Origin of the sequence: Actinacidiphila glaucinigra, assembly GCF_900188405.1 — a bacterium.
Taxonomy (GTDB): domain Bacteria; phylum Actinomycetota; class Actinomycetes; order Streptomycetales; family Streptomycetaceae; genus Actinacidiphila; species Actinacidiphila glaucinigra.
This window is the reverse complement of sequence record NZ_FZOF01000011.1, coordinates 53,427-73,976: the sequence shown is the minus strand read 5'-3', so window position 1 is coordinate 73,976 and position 20,550 is coordinate 53,427. Positions and strand designations below refer to the sequence as shown.

Genomic DNA, 20,550 nt, shown 5'->3' with positions numbered 1-20,550 from the left:
CGCTGAGGGCTCGGCCCCGGCGGACAGGAGTCGCCGGTGGCGTGAACGCAGCCGCAACACCTAGCCGGCAGCCCTAGCACCGAGATGCTGGGTCCGAAAGATCAGGAATGTCATGAACGCAGCGCCAAGAACCTTCTGGCGGGCGCGAAGAAGGCTACCTGGGCCGTGTATGGAAAGTCGCCGAGCGGCAACGTTGTGGCAGGGTGGAGCGTCCACAGGATTGTCGGACTCAGCTTGGCGACGATGTGTTGAGGGGGCTTGTGGAGCGGGGCATGGAGGAACAGGACGGTCCGGGGCGAGAGCTGAACGCGTATGAGCGGGTTCTCGCAGAGGACCGTCGTGTCGTACGCGAGATGCTCCATGTGAGTATCGGCGGTGCCCATGCCGGGCTCGCCATAACGACCTTCATCGTGGCGTTGTTCGCTGCCGATGGCGGCGCCGGGTGGGCTCTGATCGTCGGAGGAGCGGTTGCGTTCTGGTTCACCGTCGCCCTTATCGCGGTTGTCGGTGGCGGGCGCCGCGGGCGGGCCGCAATCACGCGCGCCTACCTCCTGACCTTCGGCTGGGCCAGTTGGCTGTGATCGCCGCAGGACGGTGAAGAAGACCTCTACCTGCCGGAACACCCAACCACCAACGTGTTCCTCCTGGTCACCACCCCGGTCCCCGACGCCGCCCTGCATGCCCGTCTGAACACCGTCGAGGGCCTCATTCACCTGAACCACGAGTCATGGTGATCAACTGCCGATCCGCGATGTGCTCAACGTTCAGCGATTTGGCGACACCTTTGTTGAGCATCAGCGTCAGTACGACGCGCGGCCCCACCCCGTCGACGCACCGGGTTTTGGCGTCGGGTTACTCTGTCCCCCGTACCGGACACGGGGTGCCCCACCGGGGGCTGAGATCACACCCGTCGAACCTGAACCAGTTCGTACTGGCGGAGGGATGTCTTCCATGCCATTGACGCATGTTTCCAGCGGTCTGCCCGCCGACGGCCGACAGGCCGTCTTCGACGGGCGGATGCCGGCGGTCGCCGGCGATCTGCGGATCGAGGCACACGGCATTCAGCCGGTCCCGGAGGGCAACCGATACGGCGGCCCGGGGCGCCTGTTCACCGTGTGGTTCGCCCCCAATCTGACCATGACCGGCGTGTTCACCGGCACCATCGGCATCGTCCTCGGCCTGGACTTCGCCACCGCGCTCACCGCCGTGGTGCTCGGAACCGTGGTCGGCGCGATACCCACCGCCTACCTGGGAACCTGGGGCAGCAGGACCGGCGCGGGGCAGCTGCCGCTGGCCCGGCTCGCCTTCGGCCGGGCCGTCGCGGTGCCCGGCATCCTGCAGTGGCTGTCCTCGGTCGCCTGGGACGCCCTGATCGGGCTGTTCGGCGGAGATGCGCTGGCGCGGCTGTGCGGCTGGCCGTTCTGGCTCGGAGTCCTGGTCATGATGCTCGCCCAGGGCGCTCTCGGCGTCCTGGGCTACGAGGCCATTCACCGGCTGCAGATCGTCATGACGTTCGTTCTCGCCGCCGCCTTCGCCCTGATCGCCTGGAAGTTGCTCGACGGTGTGCACCCAGCGGTCAACGGCTCCGCCCATGGCGCCGACCGGGGTGGGGCGTTCGTCCTGACCAGCACCATCGCGTTGAGCCTGGCCCTGTCCTGGGCTCCGTACGCCAGTGACTTCAGCCGCTACCTGCCGCGGACCACCTCCGGCCCGCGCATGTTCTGGTGCACGCTGGCAGGCCTGGTGGTGTCCTTCGTCGGCGTCCAGGCCCTCGGGCTCTGGGGCGCGTCCGTCCTCACCGACCAGACCGCCGCAGGCGTGGCCGAGCTGCTGGGCGGCGGGCCACTCGGGGCGTTCGGACTGCTCGCCGTGGCCCTGGCGGCCCTGTGCAGCAACGCCATGAACGACTACAGCGGATCCCTGGCCCTGCAGACCGTCGGTGTGCGCGTTCCCCGCCCGGCCGCGGCCGCCTTCGCCGCAGTCCTCGGCTTCCCCCTGGTCCTGTGGATGCACGCCGCCGACACCACCGCCCGCTTCCAGAACGTGCTGCTCTTCGTCGGCTACTGGATTCCCGGCTTCGTCGCGATCGTCATCGTCGACTGGCTGGCCCGGGCACGAGCACGGGCCGGCGCACCGATCGACCTCGCCGCCGAGACCGGCCGGCCGCAGCCCGGCTGGTCCGCCGTCGTCGCGTTCGTGGCCGCCTTCGCCGCGGCTGTGCCGTTCATGGACACCAGCCTGTACGTCGGCCCGGTGGCCGAAGCCCTGCACGGCGCCGACCTCTCGTACTATGTGGCGTTCCTCGTGGCCCTCGGCGTGTACACCCCACTGCGCCTGCGCCACCGTTCGCGGCCCTGAACCGTCGCGCCCCCGAACGGCCGACCATCGCAGACGCCCGCACACCGTCCGTCCCCCAAGGAGCGAGTCCGCATGCCCCCGACTGCCGCCGATCACACCGCCTTCGCCGCGCAGGCGCTCTCACGCGTACGGGCCCACTCCCCGCTCGTGCAGTGCCTGACCAACTCGGTGGTGACGGGGTTCACCGCCAACGTCCTTCTGGCGCTGGGCGCTTCACCCGCCATGGTCGACATCCCGGGGGAGGCCGGACCGTTCGCCGAGGTCGCCTCGGGGGTCCTGGTCAATCTCGGCACCCCGCACGCCGAGCAGCGCTCCGCCATGGTCGAGGCCGCGCAAGCGGCTGGCTCGGCCGGTACCGCGTGGGTGCTCGACCCGGTGGCGGTCGGCGCGCTGCCCGTGCGCACCGCGCTCGCGCGCGAGCTCCTCGAACTGCGGCCGACGGTCGTACGTGGCAACGCCTCCGAGATCATCGCGCTCGCGGGAGCGGGCGGAGGCGGCCGCGGAGTGGATGCGTCCGACGGCGTCGAGGCGGCCGGGGAAGCAGCCCGGCGCGTGGCCGACGCTACCGGCGGCGTGGTCGCCGTATCCGGGCCCGTGGATCTCATCACCGACGGGACGCGTACGGCTCGCATCGCCAACGGCGACCCCCTGCTCACCCGGGTGACGGGCGGGGGCTGTGCGCTGGGCGCCGTGATGGCCGCCTACGCGGCCGTGGACGAGGACCGGTTCGCCTCGACGGTCGCGGCCGTCACCGCCTACACGGTCGCCGCCGAACTGGCCGCGAAGCAGGCTGCCGGGCCCGGCAGTTTCGCCGTGGCGTTCCTGGACGCGCTCGCCGCGTTGCGGGAGTCCGACATCGCCGAGCGGGCGGCCGTGTCGTGACGGTGACGCCGGTCGATCTGTCGGTCTACCTCGTCACGGACGCGGCCCAATGCGAGGCCCGGGGCCGCAGCGTGGCCGAAACCGTCGCCCAGGCCGTGAAGGGGGGCGTCACCGCCGTGCAGATCCGCGAGAAACACACCGACGGCGGTGATTTCCTGCGCACGGTCACGGAAGTGGCAGCAGTCCTCCCGGAGCACGTGGCGTTGATCGTCAACGACCGGGTGGACGTGTTCCTGGCCGCCCGCGCCGCCGGCATACGCGTGTCGGGCGTCCACGTCGGGCAGTCGGACCTGCCTCCGAGCGCTGTACGCGATCTGATCGGACCGCACGCGGTCCTGGGCCTGAGCGCCGCCACTCCCGATGAACTGCGCGCCGCCGCCCAGGATCCGGCAGGCGTCCACCACGTAGGCATCGGCGCGCTGCACGCCACCCGGACCAAGGCAGACGCCCCGCCCTCGCTCGGCCACGACGGCTTCGCCCGCCTCGCCCGGCTCAGCGATTTGCCCGCCGTGGCGATCGGTGGTGTGAACCCGGCCGACCTTCCACGGCTGAGGGAGGCCGGGGCAGCGGGGGCGGCCGTCGTCTCCGGCATCTGCGCTGCTCAGGACCCCAGTGCCGCGGCCCGCGCGTATGCCGACGCTTGGAGCCGAGTGCCGGCCCGGAGCCGGGAGAAGGACCTCGCCTGACGAGCGTCGAGCTCCCCCTCGGTCACCAGGGCGGTCGAGGAGCGTCGTCCGTTTCATGGACACATCGGCATACGCGATACGAGCGTGCCGCGCCGTGGCCTCGGTCAGTACTGCCGGCTGCTCCCCGGGGCGCAGGGTGACTTCGGCGACCGCCACCGTGTCGTGCCCGGCCAGAGCCTCCACCAGGAGCGGGTGTGCGCGCTGACCCTGTTCGCCGGCAGCGCCTCCCTGGTGGGGCCTGGCGTAGAGCAGTGGGCCGATGCCGCGCTCGTCGATGAGACCGACGACATCGACAGCGCGCCTCGTCGGCCGGGGGAGGGCGGCCAGAGCCTTTTCGAGGAGCACGACGGGGCGGCCGTCAGGCCGCTCCACGCCGCGCGGAATCTCCGATGGGGGTATCTCCACGCCTTCGGGTTCATAGAACTACCTCCGGTGCCTGAGGCGGGCTCCGTCGCTCGCGCGCGGACCTGGTGGAATCCGGTGCCGTGCCCCTTTGAACGCGGAGTAGAGGCCGATCGGGATGACAACCGGGCCGAAGCTCAACGCAACCGGCCCAGATCCCGCGCGTACCGTCAGCCTGCAAGACGGGGCGGTTCCCCGCGAGGGGTGCTGCTCCGGGGTGGTGATCAGGCACCTTGTGGTGCGGGCACCCGCCTGACCACCCTCTGCGTCAGCTCGGGGGAGAGGTTGCCGGGGCTCACCCGCCGACCGGGGCCAGCCGCGGGTCAGGAGTGGGCCCAGCGACGGAGCTGCCGCGCACAGGCCTGCACACCGGTGGCGCCACGGGCGACGACGGTCACCAGCGGGACGGCTTCCTTCTGCGCCGGGTGGTCCAGCGTGTGGCCGTTCACCTCGAGGAACGCCACCGTCGCCAGCCATGGGAACCGGCGATCGGAGTGTTCGAGGGCCGGGAGCCTGGACAGGGTCTCCAGGACGGGCGCGGCCATGAGCCACACCGAGCCGCGCTACCGCGCGAGAGCGAGCGAATCAGTCGCCGATGGCGGGGCGAGTGGCTCCGCCGATCCGGATTGGCACGTGTGTACGACAACGTCATGCGCCGGGGACCTGCTCCGGGATCCGAGGAGCGGGCCCGCCCGCGCCAAGCCGGCCAGGGGGCTCTCGCAGGCGGCAGGTCGCCTTTCAGCCTGACGGCCGGCTGTGCGGCGAGCGTGCGCGTACGCCGATCGCGGGGAACAGCGTGGTGCCTCCTCCTCCCGCGCCTGTGGGGAGTGCCCACCCGGACTCGCTCGCGACTGCTGCTTCGGGAGTGTGCCGCGGGGCCTGCGCGGGCGGGCGCCGCGCCATTGCGGCCGAGGCTTCGTGCACGTCGCGGAATGTGCGCCGGTGAGCCCGCGTGCGCGCCGGTCCTGCCCCCGCACGCCTCTGCTGGTGGTCCGTTCCGGCTGCCATGATCGCTTTCGAGCGGCACGACGTGTCGCGGGCTGCAGACACGGGGGGACGCATGACGCGGCGATGGCTGGTGACGGGGTGTTCGTCGGGACTGGGGCGGGCGTTGGCGGGGGCGGTGGCGGAGACCGGGGACCTCGTGATCGCCACGGCCCGCAAGCCGGCCGCTCTGCGGGATCTGGTGGAGCGGTATCCGGATCGGGTGACGGCGATGGCGCTCGACGTGTGTGACGCCAGGCAGTGCGAGGCCGCGGTGGCGTACGCGGTTGATCACTTCGGCGGAGTGGACGTGCTGGTGAACAACGCGGGATCGGGACTGTTCGGCGCGGTCGAGGAGGTGTCCGACGAGGAACTGCGCGCGCAGCTGGAGGTACTGACGGTCGCCCCGTGGCGGCTGAGCCGCCTTGTCCTGCCCCTGATGCGCCGTCAGGGCGCGGGTCACATCGTCAACGTCTCCTCGCTGGTCGGCCGGATGGGGCTGCCCGGCCTGTCCGCGTACGTGACGGGCAAGCATGCGCTGGAGGGTATGACGCAGGCGCTCGCCGCGGAGGTCGCGCCCTTCGGGATCAGGGTGCACGCGGTGGAGCCCGGCCAGTTCGCCACCCACTACAGCACAGCGGTGACCGAGACCGCCGACCGTATCCCCGAGTACCTGGTGAGCACGGGGGAGGTGCGAGCGGGTTTGCGGGCCATGCTGGACGATCCGGAGATCGGCCGCCCCGAGACGTTCGCCGCGCATGTACTGCGGCTCGTCTCGGCCCGATCGGCGCCGGTGCGCGTGCCGATCGGGGAGGACGCTTATGCCTACCTGGAGGCGGTCGAAGCCGCCGCCCGCGACGAGTTCGCGGCTGCGCACGCCTTCGTCCACAACCCCGCCCCGGCGCCGCGAGATTCGCCGGCGCCATCGGTCGAGGAGGTCGTCGCGACGTCGATGGCCGCACTTCCGGAGGCGTGACGCCGGCAGCCACGTCCTCGGCACCCGGCCGACCACGGTTCACGGCGCAGGCGACGCGCCACCGGCCCTCACCTCCGAACGCCGCGGGGCGTTCAGCAGCTGTCCGGCAGCCAGCCCCGTTGCACGGCGCGCACGCCGGCCTCGAAACGGCTGCGTGCGTCGAGCCGCTCCATCAGTTCGGAGGCGATCCGCCGGGCCGTGCGGTGTGACACCCCGAGCCGTTTGGCGATCGCCTCGTCGGTGTGGCCCTCGGCCAGGAGCCGCAGGGCGGTCGCCTGCTGGCCGGTGAGCCCGTTCGGGTTGGTGGGGACGATCTCGCCGAGCGGCTGCGCGGCCTCCCAGGTGGTCTCGAACAGCGCGCACAGCGCGGTGAGCGTGCCCTGGCCGGTCAGCAGGACGGCGCCCGCCGCGGTGTCGTCGCTGCTGACCGGGATCATGGCGGTCAGCCGGTCCATGATGATCATCCGGGTCGGCAGGGACGGGGTGGTACGGATCCGGCCGCCCAGTCGGGCCAGCGAGGTGGCGTGTTCGACGGTGGGGCGGTGGGTGCGGACGCTGTCGAGGTAGATCGTGCGCATCTGCACCCCGCGGCCGAGCAGATCCTCGTTGAGCGGGCGTGAAGCAGCCATGTTCTCAGCGGTCTGCGGCCCGCCCGGGGCGAAGGTGAGGAACTCCTCGCGCACCTCGCGGGTGAGCACGGTCAGCCGGTCGCGTATCTGGTCCAGGCCGACCAGTTGCTCCACCCCGGGATGGCTGGCGGCCGGACGGAGCTCGGCGTACTCGGAGATGAGCTGGGCCGCGGCGGCCCGCGAGGCTTCGAGGCGCTGCTGCTGTGCTGCCAGCTGGGCCTGCTGGCGGCCCATCAGGATTTCCATGCCGATGTCGGGTGAGACAGCCCGGAGGCGGCCCGCGTCCCCGGAGGCGGGGCGCACCAGCGCCAGCTCGCTCAGTGTGTCGAGGGCGTTGCCCACCTCTTCCACGGAGAGCCCCACGTCGTGGGCGAGGACCGCGACACCGGCTGCCGGGTTTATGAGCATGGCGCGATACACCGTCTCCGTGACGGAGTCGATTCCGAGAGCGGTCAGCATGTGTTCCCCCTGGTTTTCCTGCGCACGGCATCCCCCTGCTCGACGAAGATGTTCGCAGAGGGACGGAGGAACGTCCCAGGAACAGGACGGAACCGGCCAGGGCCTCAACGGTCCAGTGCACAAAGCGACTTGATTACGCCTTCGGTTGAGACTCTGGAGCGCATGTATCTGGTCCACGCGCATCTGGAACTGCCCCCGCACGAGGAACTGCCGCAGGATGTCCGGGCATTGGTGCGGTCGGCGATTGTTCCCCGTGACCGCGTCGAGCACGTTGCCCTGCACACGGCCTCTCCCTCCGAACTCACACTCGGCTTCTATCTGCTGGCCGAGGGGCTCGACGAGGCGGAGGAGCGAGCCCTGCGGGTGTGTCGCCGACTGCTCCGTGACGTAAGGGAGCTGGCGGCAGCGCGGCTGACCGGCGTCGGGGTACCGCTGATGCCGCAGGCCTTCGCACCCCGGACGGGGGACTGAACCGGCCCGTGTGGACGCATCAGTCCAAGGCCCTTTCCGTCCATCCCTGAGCTCTTCTCACAGGCTTGAGCTGCGACGAACCTATTGGTCACCGGCTTGGCCGAGCGTCACCGCGGGACGCGAGAACGGACCGGACCCCGTATCTCTCCTCTGGAATGAACGGACACAGGCATGCTTCGCACCCGAATCGCCAAGGTCGCCGCGGTCTCCTCCCTCGTCCTCGCCGTGGCCTTCGCCGCCCCGGTGGTCACGCTCCGGTCCATGGCGGACGCGGTTCCGTCCTCCTCCGTTCTTGTCGCGGACGCCGGCTGGCAGGTCACCCCGGCGGACGCCGGCTGGCAGTAGGCCGCCCACGACCCGCTGCGCCTCCCCGTGCAGCTCATGGAACCTCCGGCAGGCGAACACCTGGTATCGACGCCGGTGGCGTGCAAAGGGCGGTGCCCCTCGAGCCGAGGGAGCGCCGCCCTTCGGCGTCGCCGGGCCTCCGAGGGGTGACGGCCGACTGCGAAGGTCGGGAGACCGGACGCCGTGAGGGCCCCGCCGGTGAACGGCGGGGCCCTCACGGCGTCGTGTGGGGCGTCAGGCGATCTTCTTGTAGCGCAGGGCGACGTACGAGGAGGCCGGGTGGCCGCCGATGTTGCCGCTGTAGACGTTCGCGGTGGAGTAGTTCATGTCCGTGGCGGTGCTGCCCTCGGCGTAGTAGTAGAAGGTGCCCGCGTCCTGGTCCTTCCAGCCCGCGAAGAGGACGGCGTGGTCGGAGTAGTCGTTCAGCGCGTCGCCGGGCCTGAGGTCGGCCTTGCTGATCTGCGTGCTCACGCTGGGGAGGGTCTCGGTCGTCAGCGAGCTGGTGAGGTGCCAGGTCATGGAGACGAAGCCGGAGCAGTCGGTGCGGTAGGAGTGGTCGCCGTCGACGTCGGTGGCGTAGGCGCTCTGGCTGTAGGGGATGTTGCGGTTGTACCAGTCCTTGGCCCGGGCGATGACCTCGTTGCGGTAGATGGTGCCGCCCTGGACGGACTTCGGCGGGGTCGGTGCCACGTAGGCGCAGTTGTTGGCGTAGGCCGACAGCAGGCTCTGGGTCCAGCCGGACGCGTCCACCGGGTCGTCGGAGTGGTAGGCGATGTCGCTGCCGTCACCGTCGGTCGGGTCCGAGTCGTGGTACCAGTACATGCCGCCGTTGGTGCGGCCGTAGTAGAGGCCGCCGCCCGGGGAGGAGAGCGAGTCGACCGCCGACCAGCCGCTCGGCTTCAGGACGGCGCTGTCCCAGTCGTTGACTCCGTTGATCTTGTAGCTGAGCAGCCGGCCGTCCGAGGTCGAGGCGACGATGCGGTCGTCGCCCGCGGCGGCGAGTGTCTTGAGGACGAAGCCGGTGTCGATCACGACGTGCTGGCCTATGTGGGCCGAGCCTGAGGGCTTGGCCTGCGACACCAGGTACTGGTGGAGCTGGCCGTCGACCGTCCCGTAGAGGTGGCCTGCGCCGTCGTAGACCAGCTTGTCGAAGGTCCAGCCGCCGTCCCAGATCTTGACGACGCCGGCGACCGTGAGGGACGTGTTGTTGGTCTGCACGTCGACCCGGTAGAGGTCGCCGGTGGTCGAGGTGACCAGGACCGTGTTGAAGTTGAGGGCCGCCATCGCCTTGGGTGTGAAGCCGAGGTTCGGGCCGATGAGCGTCTTGACGCGGTCGCCGGTGTTCGGCTCGATCTGTGTGTACGTCAGTCGGCCGTCGGACAGGGTGCCGTACATCGACACGTCACCGGTGCACGACGCGACGGCGTGCGCGTTCCCGGCGGTGGTGGCGACCAAGCCGAGGGACATCGCACTGACGGCGACCACGGCGGCGGTGGCACGGCGGATGGCATGGCCCAGCTTCATGATTTCTCCTGCGGTGGGAAAGTCGGGCGGACGTGGGCGCATCCCTGGCCCAAACAGCTGCCCTGCAGGTGCAGCTGTGAAGGATCGATCGGGGTGGCGCCCGGTGGCTCGCACTACTTTCGTCGCAGGCCAGGCGGGTTGGAAGAGAAGACGTATGGACGTAAAGGTCCTTGGCCTGTTGCGTCCTGACGGCACGTCGACCGGGTAATGAGGTCGCGCGGTCGCGGAGATCGCCGCCTGCCGGCGGCTTGTCGTCACGTCGGATCGAGCCTGTGCGGTCCCGGGAGGTGCCGGGCGGTGCCGGTCAGCTCGGGGCCGGGCGGCTCCTGTGCGCGGCAGCTCCACCGACCGGGTCGCTAAGCTTGGTGGCCCCGTGGTCGTGACGAACGGCCGTCGACGGGGAGGCGCTCGATCTCCTGGACGTTCGTGGACCCGATCAGCGGGTCCGATCCGTAGCCGCACCCCAGGTCGGCGAAGGGGTGACCGCGGGCGGGTTCACGGCCGGAAGCCGTCGATGGCCAGTTCCAGGAGGCGCTCGGCCTGGGCGGCGCCTTCGGGGGTGTCGGGGGTACGCCACAAGCAGCTCATGAGCATGATCACGTCGACGGGGTCGATACCGGGTCGTACCTCGCCGGCGCGTTCGCAGGCGTCGAGGAGCCCGCGTACGGCGGCGGTGACCGGCGGCCATGAGGCGCTGACGACTTCTTGAGCCGCGGCGGAGTGCAGTGCCTCTCCGAGCCCGTGCTTGATGCGTACGTAGGCGGCGAGGGTGGTGAACCAGTGCCGCAGCGCGTCCAGCGGGGCATGGGCGGCGAGCAGGCCCGGCACTGAGTCCACAAGGCGCTCCACATCGCGGCGGTGGACTTCCAGGATCAGCGCCTCGCGGGTGGGGAAGTGCCGGTAGAGCGTGCCGGCGCCGACGCCCGCCCGCTTGGCGATGGAGTTGAGGGAGGCGTCCGGGGACTCGGCGAGCGCGTCGTGGGCGACCTGGAGGATGGCTTCCCGGTTCTTCAGCGCATCGGAGCGCTGCCGTGCGGCGTCGGGCATGGATCCTCCTGGAGTTCGGACGGCCGTCCATTGCAAAGCGGAGAGCTCTCCGCTAACGTGATCGAGGTCAAGCGGAGAGGTCTCCGCTTACTGTCGTCCTCCATTGTAGGAGTCCTTTCGTGCGCTACATCAAACTCGGCCGCACCGGCCTGGATGTCTCCCCGGTCGCCATCGGCGCCATGACCTACGGCGAACCCGACCGAGGCCACCCCGTCTGGTCCCTGGACGAAGAGGCCAGCCGGCCTCTGATCAAGCACGCCCTGGAAGCGGGCATCAACTTCTTCGACACCGCCAACCTCTACTCCTACGGCTCGAGCGAGGAGATCCTCGGCCGCGCACTGAAGGACTACGCGAACCGCGACGACATCGTCATCACCACCAAGGTCCGCCACGCCATGCGCCCGGGCAGCCCCAACGGCGGCGGCCTGTCCCGCAAGGCGATCATGAGCGAGATCGACCACAGCCTGCGCCGTCTGGGCACCGACTACGTGGACGTTTTCATGATCCACCGCCTCGACAGCGACACGCCGCTGGAGGAGACGCTGGAAGCGCTGCACGACGTCGTGAAGTCCGGCAAGGCCCGCTACCTCGGCGCGTCCTCGATGCACGCCTGGCAGTTCGCCAAGGCCCTCCACCTGCAAGAACGTCACGGCTGGGCACGATTCGCCACCCTGCAGGACCACTACAACCTGCTCGCCCGCGAGGAGGAACGCGAAATGCTTCCGCTCTGCGCTGACGAGGGCGTCGCCACCATGATCTGGAGCCCTCTCGCCCGCGGCCGGCTCGCCCGTCCCTACGGCCAGGCGAACGACGGCGAGCGCGCCGCGACCGACGGCGCCTACGCCGACACGCTCTACACCAACGCCGACAGCGACCGGCAGATCATCGACGAGGTCGGCGCCATCGCCGACGCCCGCGGCCGCACCCGGGCCCAGATCGCCCTGGCCTGGCTGCGCCGCAACCCCGTCGTCGCCGCCCCCGTCGTCGGCGCCCGCACCATCCGGCAGATCGACGACGCCGTCGCGTCCCTCGACCTCGACATCACCGACGAGGAGGCCCGCCGCCTGGAAACCCCGTACACCCCCCGCCACGACTTCCAGGGCATCTCCGACGTCCGCGAACTCGAGCGCATCAAAGCCCGCATCCCCGGCTACGCCAACGTCTGACCGCGTGGCCGAACCGGGGCAGGTGCTGCTCGCCGTCACGCTCACGCTGGTGGCATGTCCGTTTCGGCCGCACCGCGGGTGGGGCCGCGTCCTGACGGCTACGGAAAAATATTGCGGGCCCCTGTCGATCCGGTCGTCTTCCGTTCGACGTCATGGTGTGGGGCGCCTCGCCACCCGGTGACGCGACAGAACCTGATGAGGAACGACGTGGATCAACTGCTGAGAGTCATGAACTTCAATGTCTCGAGCGACGGGATCGGTGCCGGTGAGCACCAGAGTCTGGAGAGGCCGTTCGGCTGTGACCGTCCCGAGAGGCTGTTCGGCTGGGCCGGTGCCACGGCGAGCTGGCCGAACCGGACCGATCCGGGAGGCAGCCGGGGCCTGGACGACTACTTCACGCGGGACTTCGCCCGCAACATCGGTGCCGAGATCATGGGCCGCAACAAATTCGGACCCCAGCGCGGGCCCTGGCACGACCATGAGTGGCTCGGCTGGTGGGGAGAGGAGCCCCCGTTCCGCACTCCGGTGTTCGTCATGACCCACCACGAGCGCCCTTCGTTCGCGCTTTCCGACACCACGTTCCACTTCGTCGACGGGGACCCGGCCACGGTGCTGGAACGGGCACGTGAAGCGGCGCAGGGCAAGGACGTCCGGCTCGGCGGCGGGGTCACCACCATCCGGCAGTTCCTCGACGCCGACCTGGTCGACTCCCTGCACGTGGCGGTCGCGCCGGTGAAGCTCGGGACCGGACTGCGACTGTGGGAGTCCCCCGACGAGCTGCTCGACCGGTTCCACCTGGAGGTCGTGCCCAGTGCGAGCGGCGTGACGCACCACCTGTTCTGGCGACGGTGACACGAGGCCCCCCCGTGCTCAGGCCACGAGCGCGAGGGGGCGTCCACCCCTCCCCAGCGGCGCCCCTTCACTCCGGATGCGGGCGCCCTGGCGTGCGGGGGAGCGGGGAGTACCCAGGGTCGGCGGGCAGCGCGTCAGTCCAGGCCGGCCCGGGCGGAGGAAAGGGTGCGGCCGCTCAGATCTCCGCACCGGCCGAGCTGGTCGTTCAACTCCGTCAGCCAACTCACCAGACGACGGCCGTCCGGCCCGAGTTCGGCTTGGGACTCCGCCGTCGCGAGCGCGGAGGCGAAGAACGCGGCACGGTTCCAGCGGATCCCGAGCCTTGCCGCCAGATCGTCCGGATCGAGGTCGGGGTGCGACCGTTCCACGGCGGCCAGATGCAGGAGAGCGCCGTGCACATAGACGTGAAAGGCCCCAAGGGAGCGGTCCACACTGAAGGTCCGGTCCGGGCCGCCCCAGGGGATCACGATGTGGTGGGCGTCCTCGTCCCGGTAGCCGGTTCGCAGTACCCGCCTGGTGAGCTCGATCTCCGCGAGTTTCTGGTGCAGGCACTCGTGGAGGATGGCATCGGCCGTCTCCAGCCGATCGCCGAGCAGGGACTCGCTGACGTAGACGAGCCCTGGTGTCGCGGCCGCGTAGGCGCTGGTGAGCTGCTCGCCGGTGAACACCCCCAGAGCCGTGACGAAAGACATCGTCGAGGGCCCGATGACCGGCAGCAGTTCGGCGAGGAGTTCCATCGCCGCCTGCTCCCGGCCGTCCGGCACCAGCGGCTCGATCTTGAAGGCATGGCCGTCGGATCTCATGGTGGCGTGGAACCCGGACTGGATCGCCTCACCGAGCAGTGTGCCTCGCAGGTGCCGGAGTGCGACCGGCGTCGGGCCGTCCGAGATCGGATCCTGGGGCTCGGCGCCGGCTTCGGCGATCAGCGCGAGCACTGCCGCGACATGGTCCCGGGCCTGTTCCGGATCCGCGGAGAGGCGAGGCATCACGCGGTCGAAGGCACCGCGGATCAGGATGCGCGCCTGCGCGGTCGATGGCCAGGGCCACTGGAGCTCGACCTCGTCGAAGACGTCGGTGAACAGGTCGGTGACACCGGCGTAGAACGCGTCGGAGTCGGCACGCAGCGAAGAGCTGTCGCCGTACGGTCCGGCGGCCAGGGCGCGTTCCACCGCTGCCACGGTGTTCCCGTTCAAGCCGCCGCCCCGGTGGGCGCGATGAGACGCTGCCTCTCCAACTGCCGGGCCAAGTGCTGGAACTTTGACCTGGCCTGGGACGATTCGGGATCACGCGTGGTGATCTCGGCGAACCGCTCGACCGCGGCATCCCAGGAGTGTCCGGTGCACAGTTCGAGCGCGAGCAAGGTGAGCCGGTCCAGAACGAGCACCGCGATCGGCTCGCGCACGAACACGAAGGCGTGCGACAGATCGTGGTAAGGGCTCAGCGTCCAGCCGGGAGTTTTGGTGTACGCGCCGGCATTGCCCTGTTCCGCCATGGATCCCCCGATCGACGCAAGGCGCTCAGTGTCACCAACTTGCCAAGTGCCCGTCAAGGGCGCTGCGATCATCGGGCACAGTGACTCGTTCCGACGAAAGGAGAGCCATGGACCGGGAGAAGGCCGCGGAGCACGCCGAGGTTTTCGAGCACTTCGGAATCCCCGAGCAGGACCGGCCGGAAGAGTCGTGCTACGACTACGCCCCCGTCTTCCGCACCACTGTCGCCGGAACTCCGTCGGCGGTGAAGCGCACCCGCAACCTGCCCGCCGCCGCCGCGATCGGGCGCTGGACACGGGCGATGGCGGACAGCGGCATCGGGGTCGTCACTCCACTGGATCTGCCCGGAAACCCCGCGCTCGTGGGCGAACGCGTCTGGGTCGCCTACCCGTGGATCCCCGGGCGGCCGTACGACGGGTCGGTTGCCGACATCGCCGCCGCCGGCGCGCTGCTCGGCCGCATGCACGCGCACGCGCATGAGCGGGATCCGGAGCTGCCGAGCTTCGAGTGGCCCGAGCACGACGACGCGGACGTGGAGGCGGAGATCGAGGATCTGCGCCGGGTGCTGACACTGCGGGCGCCCGACATCGCGGAGGCCGTCCTGGCTCGATCCGCACCATGGCACCGTTCCTTCATGGCCGAAACGCTGCCCGCCATCCGGGACGGAGAGCTGCCTCATGTGGCCGCGTCCACCGATTTCAAGGCCAACAACCTGGTGTACACGGACAACGGGCCGGTACTGGTCGACCCCGACAACGCCGACTACCTGCCGCGCATCATCGACCTCGCGATGGCGGCACTCCTGTTCCACAATGAGCTTCCCTCCGCGCCTCCGCGCCTGTTCACCCCGGCCGAGTGGCAGGTCTTCACCGATGAGTACCTGGCCCGGGTTTCCCTCTCCGCGGCGGAGATCGAGCTGTGGCCCACCGCCCTGCGCTACCTCATCACCGAGTGGGGAACCTGGACCTTGGTCGATGCGGATGAATGGGATGATTGGTCCAATCCGCACAAGCGGGCGTTCCTTCGGGACCTCGCCACAATCGAGCCTGACGCCCTGTCAATTGTCCGGATTCCATTGATGGACAGATGATCTGAACGCGTCTACTGTCCGGAGGACCTCCCACACGGGGGTGGGGTGTGGCATGGCCGCATCTGTGTCGTATGACAGGAGGCTGCAGTGGCAACGTCCTTGAACGAGCTGGAAGTCAAGCTCGCCGCAGCGTTCGAGGCGTCCGACTGGGACCTGGACGCCGTGGACCTGACCGAAGTGCACCAGCTCGAGGAGGCCGGTATCCGGCCGATCGAGATGAACGTGGGCCCGCTGGGCGGAAGCCGCCCGCGCACCTGACGACGCCTTCGGCGCCGTCGTAGCACAACAAGCCTGGTAGGGCTGGGCAACCGGCCCCACCAGGCTCTCCTGTTCCAGCACTCACGGGGGCCGTGCCTTGGGGATGCCTACAACCGTCGAACCGCTGCTCTCGCAGCCCAAACGCCTGCTGTTCGACGCCGCACGCGAGATCGGAACGCCGGCCCTGGTCTACGACTTCGTCGGTATCGAGCGAACGGTCCGGCGCATCCGGAAGGATCTCTCGGTCGTCCCCGGCGCCGCACTGAACATCGCGGCGAAGGCATGCCACACACCGGAGGTCCTGGCCCACCTCGCGTCACTGGGTGTCGGCGCCGATGTGGCCAGCCCCGGAGAGCTCGAACTCGCCGAAGCCGCCGGGTTCAACGAGATCACCACAACCGGACCGGCCTTCTCCGCAGCCGACTTCGCACGGTTCCGGGCCTCGGGCGTCACTGTCGACCTGGACTCCGTCGCGCAGATCGACCTCTACGGCGCACACCATCCGGGCACCGATGTCGGGCTACGCGTACGGATCCCGCTGCCGGGGGCGCTGGAGAGCGACTCGACGTTCGGGTCGAACAGCCGTTTCGGCGTGTCGGTCACCGAGCCGGCGGTGCACGCGGCCCTTGCTCGCCATCGGCTGCGACTGACACGACTGCACATGCACACGGGACAGATGACCGCGCAGTCCCTGCTCTACAAGGTGAACTACACGCTGACGATGGCCGAGGCGTTGCCCGATCTCGAGGTCATCGACCTCGGAGGCGGCTTCTTCCACCTGTACGCGGACCGCGGCCGGTCGATCGCGGCCTTCCGGCGGATGGCCGAGATGGTCGCCGCCTGGCAAGGCCGTACCGGACGTCGCATCAGCTTCCGCTGCGAACCGGGCGGAGCGGTACTCGCGGCGTACGGCTACCTGTTCACCACGGTCCGCTCGGTGGAGGACCACCACGACTACTACGGAACGCGAGTGGTGACCGTGGACACCTCCGCCTGGAACCTCGCACCCTGGCACAAGCCGACCGTGCTGTCCGCGGATCCGGACGGCGACGTGGCGCCGACCGAGCCCGGCCTGATCGCCGGGAACACCCTGTACGAGAACGACTTCTTCGGCACCGACGTATTCGGCCGGACCGAACGCTTCGACTTTCCCCGCGTCGCACCGGGCGACCGACTGGTGATGACTGCGTCGGGCGCGTACACGATGACGAACTCGCGGCGTTTCAACCGGCTCCCGCCGCCGACCGAGTACTCCTTCGACGGCCGGCGCCTGTCGCGCCTCACCACGGCCGCGTTCTGATGGGCGACCGTCTGACGGCCGACGCCAGGATGCTCGTGCTCAACCGTGACCTGGTCCGCACGGGCGCCGGTACCTTCTGGCTCACCGCGGAGGGACGTGAGATCTCCCTCGGCCCCTCCATGGCGACCCTCGGTTACCAGTTCGCGGTACCCACCACGGTCGCGGCCGTCGCCGATGGCACGGGCATGGACGGCAGTGTGCTCACCGAGGCGGTCACCCGCCTGGAGGACCTCGGCGTCCTGGTGGCCCACAACCCCGCGGGCCGTGCGGTGACCGGCACCGGCGGCCTGTTCCAGAGCCCGCTGCTCTCGGTGGCCGAGGCTCTCGCGGGAGGCACCAGCGACGTGGTCGTCTTCGGTGTTCCCTACGATGTCGGCGCATCGCACCGACCCGGATCCCGCTTCGGTCCCGACTACCTCCGCAGGGTGAGCGGCTCACTCTTCCAGTACCGGCCCGAGGCCGGATCCCCGACCGGTATGTGGGATCCCGCCCGGGGACGGCGGGTCCTCAGCGGCGTACGGCTGGCCGATCTCGGTGACATCGACGTCGGCTCGGTGCTCACCCGCAATGCCGAGGCCTTCGACGTCACCGAACAACTGACGTCGAGGATCACCGGCGCCGGTCGTTTCCCCGTCATGCTCGGGGGCGACCACTCCCTGGCTCTGGCCGCCATCCGCGGCGTGCTGCGGACGCATCCGCGCCTGGGCGTGATCCACATCGACGCACACGCGGACTACGCGGGTCCTCGCCAGGACGACTGGCGGCAGGACTGCCACCACGGGAACTTCATGGGCTGGGTGGTCGGTGACGAGCGGGTCGAGCGGGTGGTCCAGTTCGGCATTCGCCAGCTCACCGCAACGGACACCGAGCCCAGCCCCAAGGTGACCCGGTGGAGCGGCCGCAGTGCCGCCCGGGTACCGATCGACGAGGTGCTCGCCGACCTGCCCGAGGACCTCCCGTACTACGTGACCGTGGACGTGGACGGCGTGGACCCCGCGTTCATCCCGGCCACCGGCACACCGCTGCCCGGCGGATTCACCCACACCGAGGCCGTCACGCTGCTGGAGGGTCTGTGCGCCGCGCGGCGCGTGGTCGGCATGGACCTCGTCGAGCTCATCGCCGACTCCTCCGACCAGTCCGGCCTGGTGGCAGCCGACATCGTGCTTCGGACCATCGACGCCGCCACAGCAGGGCGCGGGTGAACACCGAGAGCGAAGAGTGCCGTCTGGAGGCCCAGGTCCTCGCCGAACTCGCCATCGCGGCCGGCGCCGAAGAGTATCCGCCACTGACGAAGGTCGTCGACGACGCGCGAGCCGTCGCCGCCGACGCGCTCCACCAGCCACCCGACGTCACGGAGCGGGAACTCGACCGGATCGCCGTCGCTCTGCGCCGAGCCATCCTGCGGCGGGCACACGAGTGTGCCGACGAGCACTTCCGCTCGCCTGAACACGGAGTGCCCAAGGTGCTGCCCTCCGGTGCCCTGCTGCACCACAGCTACGAACGTGGCGCGACCGCGGAACACCTGGAGGAGCGGATCGCGCGCAACGCGGGCACCGCGGCCGGCTGGTCGAGTGAGCACGTGGTGTTCTCCAGCGCGATGGGTGCCATGTCGGCGGTGCTCCAGTGCCACCGGGCGATGACCCAGCCGACCCACGACGCGCCGCTGCGGCTCGGCGCGTGGAGCAGCTACTTCGAGACCGACATGCTGCTCGAACTGTGCCGCGGCGAGACGACGGGCTGGGAGAGCCTCGGCGACCTCTACGGCGCGACCGCCTCCGGCCGCTACCAGGCTCTGCTGGTGGAACCGGTCCGCTACGACTGGGACGCTTCCGTCATGGACATCGCCGCGTTCGTCCACGCCTGGCGCTCGGCCGCGCCCCGCCCCCGAACGCTGATCCTGGACAACACCCTGGCCTCGTTCACCTGGCCGACCGAACGTTTCCTTTCCGCCCTGCCGGACGGACTGCCCCACCTGGTCGTCGAGGTCCGTTCCGGGCTCAAGCTGGACCAGCAGGGCCTCGAACTGGCCAATGCGGGCGTGGTCTCGGTGTACTCCTGTCATGAGAACGCCGGGACACCCAGCGCCGGGCAGTTCGCGGACTACCTGCGGACGGCCCGGGCGCTGGGCGGTACGGCGCCCTCGATGGACGGCCTGGCGGCCATGGACACGGCATTCGTGTTCGACCGGGGCTGGACGGCGCGGCATGCCGGGCAGGTCTTTCTGCACAACCAGGCGCTCGCCGAGGCGGTGAGCGGGCAGGACGGCCTGTTCTCCCGCATCGCCCACCCGTCTCTGCACGGCAGTGCGCCGCTGCGGCACGGGCCGTTCGTGGTGTGCCGGCTCGCGGACGACACCATCGAGAACCACGGACTGCTGCTCGCGGTCATCAACGAGGAGGTCCGGCGGCAGCGGCTTCTCCTCACCTGGGGATCGAGTTTCGGCTTCCGGGGGCACCGGTACGAGACGATCCTCCCGCGCGTGAGCGAACGACGCGGCCTGTTCAAGGTCGCCATGGGATCGCGGGGCGGGCCGTCCCTGCGAGCGACACTGGAGACGATGTGCCGACTCGCCGCCTATCCGGACTTCGCGGCGCTGCGACGCGACTACCCGGATGTGCGCCCGGTGGACCTGATGCGCATGGCCGGTCAGGGGCAGGAGTAGACGGTCCAGTGCTGTACGGGGATGAAGCCCGCCTGCCGGTACCCGGTGAGGTCCGCGTCGGGACCGTCCACCGCGAGCCCGACGGCGATGCGCTGGTAGCCGGCACGCTTGTACTGCGCCGAGGCATGGGCGAGGAGCGTCTCGGACAGACCGCGTCCCCGCGCCCGTCGCCGCGCCGCCAGACTCTGGATGTAGACCTCGCGCACGCCGCGTGCTGTGGCGTCGGCCGTGAAGTAGCAGGCGAGCAGGAGCGCCTCGACCTCCCCCCGCGCCTGGTCCACGGCGGCGAAGGACAGGTCCGGCCGATACGCTGCGGTGTTCCTCAGTCTGGCCCAGTCCAGCTCCGAGGCACCGAAGGCGTCGAGATAGCAGGCCTTGACCGGATCCTCGGGCAGCGAGTCGATGCCTGCCAGGACGACCGCCGGGTCGGGTACCGCCACCGTCTGCGGCTCGGCGTCGAGCGGACGCTCGAGGTCGACGAGCCAGGAGCTGGGCTCGAAACCGTGCCGTTCGAGCAGGGCGCGGTATCCCGGCACCCGATCGCTCGCCTGAACGCGAAGCCCGGCCGGTTCCGGGAGTCCGGCGCTGCGTGTCGTTGCCCAGCCGAGCAACGCGCCGCCGATGCCGCGGCCGCGGAACTCCGGGTCGACGACGCCCTCGTAGGCGAGGGCGGGGCGGCCCTGGCCGTAGGAGCGCGGACGTACCAGGGCGTACCCCACCATCCGCTCGCCGTCCCAGGCCGAGAAGGTGCCGAGGCCGAGGTCGAGGCCGGGCTCGGTCAGCTGGCCGGCGATGTCCTCGAGGTCGTAGTGCTCACCGACCCGGTCGGCACGCTCGGCGCGGTTCAGGAGATCCGCCCAGGGCAGCACGTCCTCCGTGCTCAACGGCCGCCAAGAAAAGTCCATTTGATGATCATATCTGAACTGGGCCGGCATGACAGCCCGCGCGGTACCGGAAAGGCCATGCGAT

At 70.0% G+C, this 20,550-nt stretch carries 21 protein-coding genes, 1 pseudogene and 1 riboswitch; of the genes and pseudogenes, 13 read left to right on the top strand and 9 right to left on the bottom strand.

Annotated features, from left to right (window positions below):
- Positions 1-110 precede the first annotated feature (110 nt).
- The gene (locus CHF15_RS45015) at positions 111-713 is read right to left on the bottom strand and encodes a hypothetical protein (RefSeq protein ID WP_179279916.1); all 603 of its coding nucleotides are present in this window, start codon (positions 711-713) and stop codon (positions 111-113) included.
- A 153-nt stretch (positions 714-866) separates the two neighbouring features.
- Positions 867-960: riboswitch (TPP riboswitch) on the top strand.
- Between CHF15_RS45015 and CHF15_RS22645 the strand changes: the two genes are divergently transcribed.
- The 3 genes from CHF15_RS22645 to thiE all read left to right on the top strand — a co-directional run bounded on the left by CHF15_RS22645 (position 952) and on the right by thiE (position 3,926).
- On the top strand, positions 952-2,358 hold the full coding sequence (locus tag CHF15_RS22645) for a purine-cytosine permease family protein (protein ID WP_089225689.1): 1,407 nt from the start codon (positions 952-954) through the stop codon (positions 2,356-2,358). It overlaps the preceding riboswitch by 9 nt.
- A gap of 72 nt (positions 2,359-2,430) precedes the next feature.
- Positions 2,431-3,240, top strand: coding sequence for a hydroxyethylthiazole kinase (thiM, locus tag CHF15_RS22640; RefSeq protein WP_089225688.1), 810 nt, complete (start codon positions 2,431-2,433; stop codon positions 3,238-3,240).
- The gene (gene thiE / locus CHF15_RS22635; RefSeq protein WP_089225687.1) at positions 3,237-3,926 is read left to right on the top strand and encodes a thiamine phosphate synthase; all 690 of its coding nucleotides are present in this window, start codon (positions 3,237-3,239) and stop codon (positions 3,924-3,926) included. Before thiM ends, thiE begins: the two co-directional genes overlap by 4 nt.
- 120 nt (positions 3,927-4,046) lie before the next feature.
- Here the strand turns inward: thiE and CHF15_RS46705 are convergent.
- Both CHF15_RS46705 and CHF15_RS22630 read right to left on the bottom strand, forming a co-directional pair.
- Positions 4,047-4,331: pseudogene (locus CHF15_RS46705) on the bottom strand (Ku protein); the annotation flags it as partial.
- Between the two features lie 320 nt (positions 4,332-4,651).
- Positions 4,652-4,873 (bottom strand): hypothetical protein, encoded by a 222-nt coding sequence (locus CHF15_RS22630; protein ID WP_143681616.1) that lies wholly within the window; start codon positions 4,871-4,873, stop codon positions 4,652-4,654.
- Between the two features lie 515 nt (positions 4,874-5,388).
- On the opposite strand from CHF15_RS22630, the gene CHF15_RS22625 reads away from it, so the two are divergent.
- Complete coding sequence (locus tag CHF15_RS22625) at positions 5,389-6,288, top strand: SDR family oxidoreductase (RefSeq protein WP_089225777.1); 900 nt, start codon at positions 5,389-5,391, stop codon at positions 6,286-6,288.
- Positions 6,289-6,380: 92 nt separating this feature from the next.
- On the opposite strand, the gene CHF15_RS22620 is transcribed toward CHF15_RS22625, so the two are convergent.
- On the bottom strand, positions 6,381-7,376 hold the full coding sequence (locus CHF15_RS22620; protein ID WP_089225685.1) for a helix-turn-helix domain-containing protein: 996 nt from the start codon (positions 7,374-7,376) through the stop codon (positions 6,381-6,383).
- Positions 7,377-7,538: 162 nt separating this feature from the next.
- Here CHF15_RS22620 and CHF15_RS22615 point away from each other — a divergent pair, with 162 nt between their 5' ends.
- Positions 7,539-7,847, top strand: a complete 309-nt coding sequence (locus tag CHF15_RS22615) for a hypothetical protein (RefSeq protein ID WP_089225684.1) — start codon at positions 7,539-7,541, stop codon at positions 7,845-7,847.
- Between the two features lie 171 nt (positions 7,848-8,018).
- The gene (locus tag CHF15_RS45010; protein ID WP_179279915.1) at positions 8,019-8,192 is read left to right on the top strand and encodes a hypothetical protein; all 174 of its coding nucleotides are present in this window, start codon (positions 8,019-8,021) and stop codon (positions 8,190-8,192) included.
- 234 nt (positions 8,193-8,426) lie between these two features.
- On the opposite strand, the gene CHF15_RS22610 is transcribed toward CHF15_RS45010, so the two are convergent.
- Complete coding sequence (locus tag CHF15_RS22610; RefSeq protein WP_089225683.1) at positions 8,427-9,716, bottom strand: tachylectin-related carbohydrate-binding protein; 1,290 nt, start codon at positions 9,714-9,716, stop codon at positions 8,427-8,429.
- Between the two features lie 495 nt (positions 9,717-10,211).
- Positions 10,212-10,763 carry a TetR/AcrR family transcriptional regulator gene (locus CHF15_RS22605; protein WP_089225682.1) on the bottom strand — a complete coding sequence of 184 codons (552 nt, stop codon included), beginning with the start codon at positions 10,761-10,763 and terminating at the stop codon, positions 10,212-10,214.
- Positions 10,764-10,882: 119 nt separating this feature from the next.
- Between CHF15_RS22605 and CHF15_RS22600 the strand changes: the two genes are divergently transcribed.
- Positions 10,883-11,929 (top strand): aldo/keto reductase, encoded by a 1,047-nt coding sequence (locus CHF15_RS22600; RefSeq protein ID WP_089225681.1) that lies wholly within the window; start codon positions 10,883-10,885, stop codon positions 11,927-11,929.
- A 207-nt stretch (positions 11,930-12,136) separates the two neighbouring features.
- Entirely contained in the window at positions 12,137-12,781 is a 645-nt protein-coding gene (locus CHF15_RS22595; RefSeq protein ID WP_089225680.1) for a dihydrofolate reductase family protein, read from the top strand.
- Positions 12,782-12,915: 134 nt separating this feature from the next.
- Here the strand turns inward: CHF15_RS22595 and CHF15_RS22590 are convergent, their stop codons facing one another.
- Together CHF15_RS22590 and CHF15_RS22585 are read right to left on the bottom strand one after the other, a co-directional pair.
- Positions 12,916-13,950, bottom strand: a complete 1,035-nt coding sequence (locus CHF15_RS22590; RefSeq protein ID WP_089225679.1) for an aKG-HExxH-type peptide beta-hydroxylase — start codon at positions 13,948-13,950, stop codon at positions 12,916-12,918.
- 20 nt (positions 13,951-13,970) lie between these two features.
- Entirely contained in the window at positions 13,971-14,273 is a 303-nt protein-coding gene (locus CHF15_RS22585) for a hypothetical protein (RefSeq protein ID WP_143681615.1), read from the bottom strand.
- Positions 14,274-14,380: 107 nt separating this feature from the next.
- Here CHF15_RS22585 and CHF15_RS22580 point away from each other — a divergent pair, with 107 nt between their 5' ends.
- The 5 genes from CHF15_RS22580 (at position 14,381) to CHF15_RS22565 (ending at position 19,581) form a co-directional block, all read left to right on the top strand.
- Positions 14,381-15,361 (top strand): phosphotransferase enzyme family protein, encoded by a 981-nt coding sequence (locus tag CHF15_RS22580; protein ID WP_089225677.1) that lies wholly within the window; start codon positions 14,381-14,383, stop codon positions 15,359-15,361.
- An 87-nt stretch (positions 15,362-15,448) separates the two neighbouring features.
- Entirely contained in the window at positions 15,449-15,619 is a 171-nt protein-coding gene (locus tag CHF15_RS45005) for a hypothetical protein (protein ID WP_158689739.1), read from the top strand.
- Positions 15,620-15,722: 103 nt separating this feature from the next.
- Positions 15,723-16,919 (top strand): diaminopimelate decarboxylase family protein, encoded by a 1,197-nt coding sequence (locus CHF15_RS22575; protein WP_089225676.1) that lies wholly within the window; start codon positions 15,723-15,725, stop codon positions 16,917-16,919.
- On the top strand, positions 16,919-18,121 hold the full coding sequence (locus CHF15_RS22570; protein WP_089225675.1) for an arginase family protein: 1,203 nt from the start codon (positions 16,919-16,921) through the stop codon (positions 18,119-18,121). The genes CHF15_RS22575 and CHF15_RS22570 overlap by 1 nt, the downstream gene beginning before the upstream one ends.
- Entirely contained in the window at positions 18,118-19,581 is a 1,464-nt protein-coding gene (locus tag CHF15_RS22565; protein ID WP_089225674.1) for a hypothetical protein, read from the top strand. Before CHF15_RS22570 ends, CHF15_RS22565 begins: the two co-directional genes overlap by 4 nt.
- On the opposite strand, the gene CHF15_RS22560 is transcribed toward CHF15_RS22565, so the two are convergent.
- Positions 19,566-20,486: a GNAT family N-acetyltransferase gene (locus CHF15_RS22560; RefSeq protein ID WP_179279914.1), complete on the bottom strand. Its 921-nt coding sequence runs from the start codon at positions 20,484-20,486 to the stop codon at positions 19,566-19,568. The genes CHF15_RS22565 and CHF15_RS22560 overlap by 16 nt on opposite strands.
- Positions 20,487-20,550 lie beyond the last annotated feature (64 nt).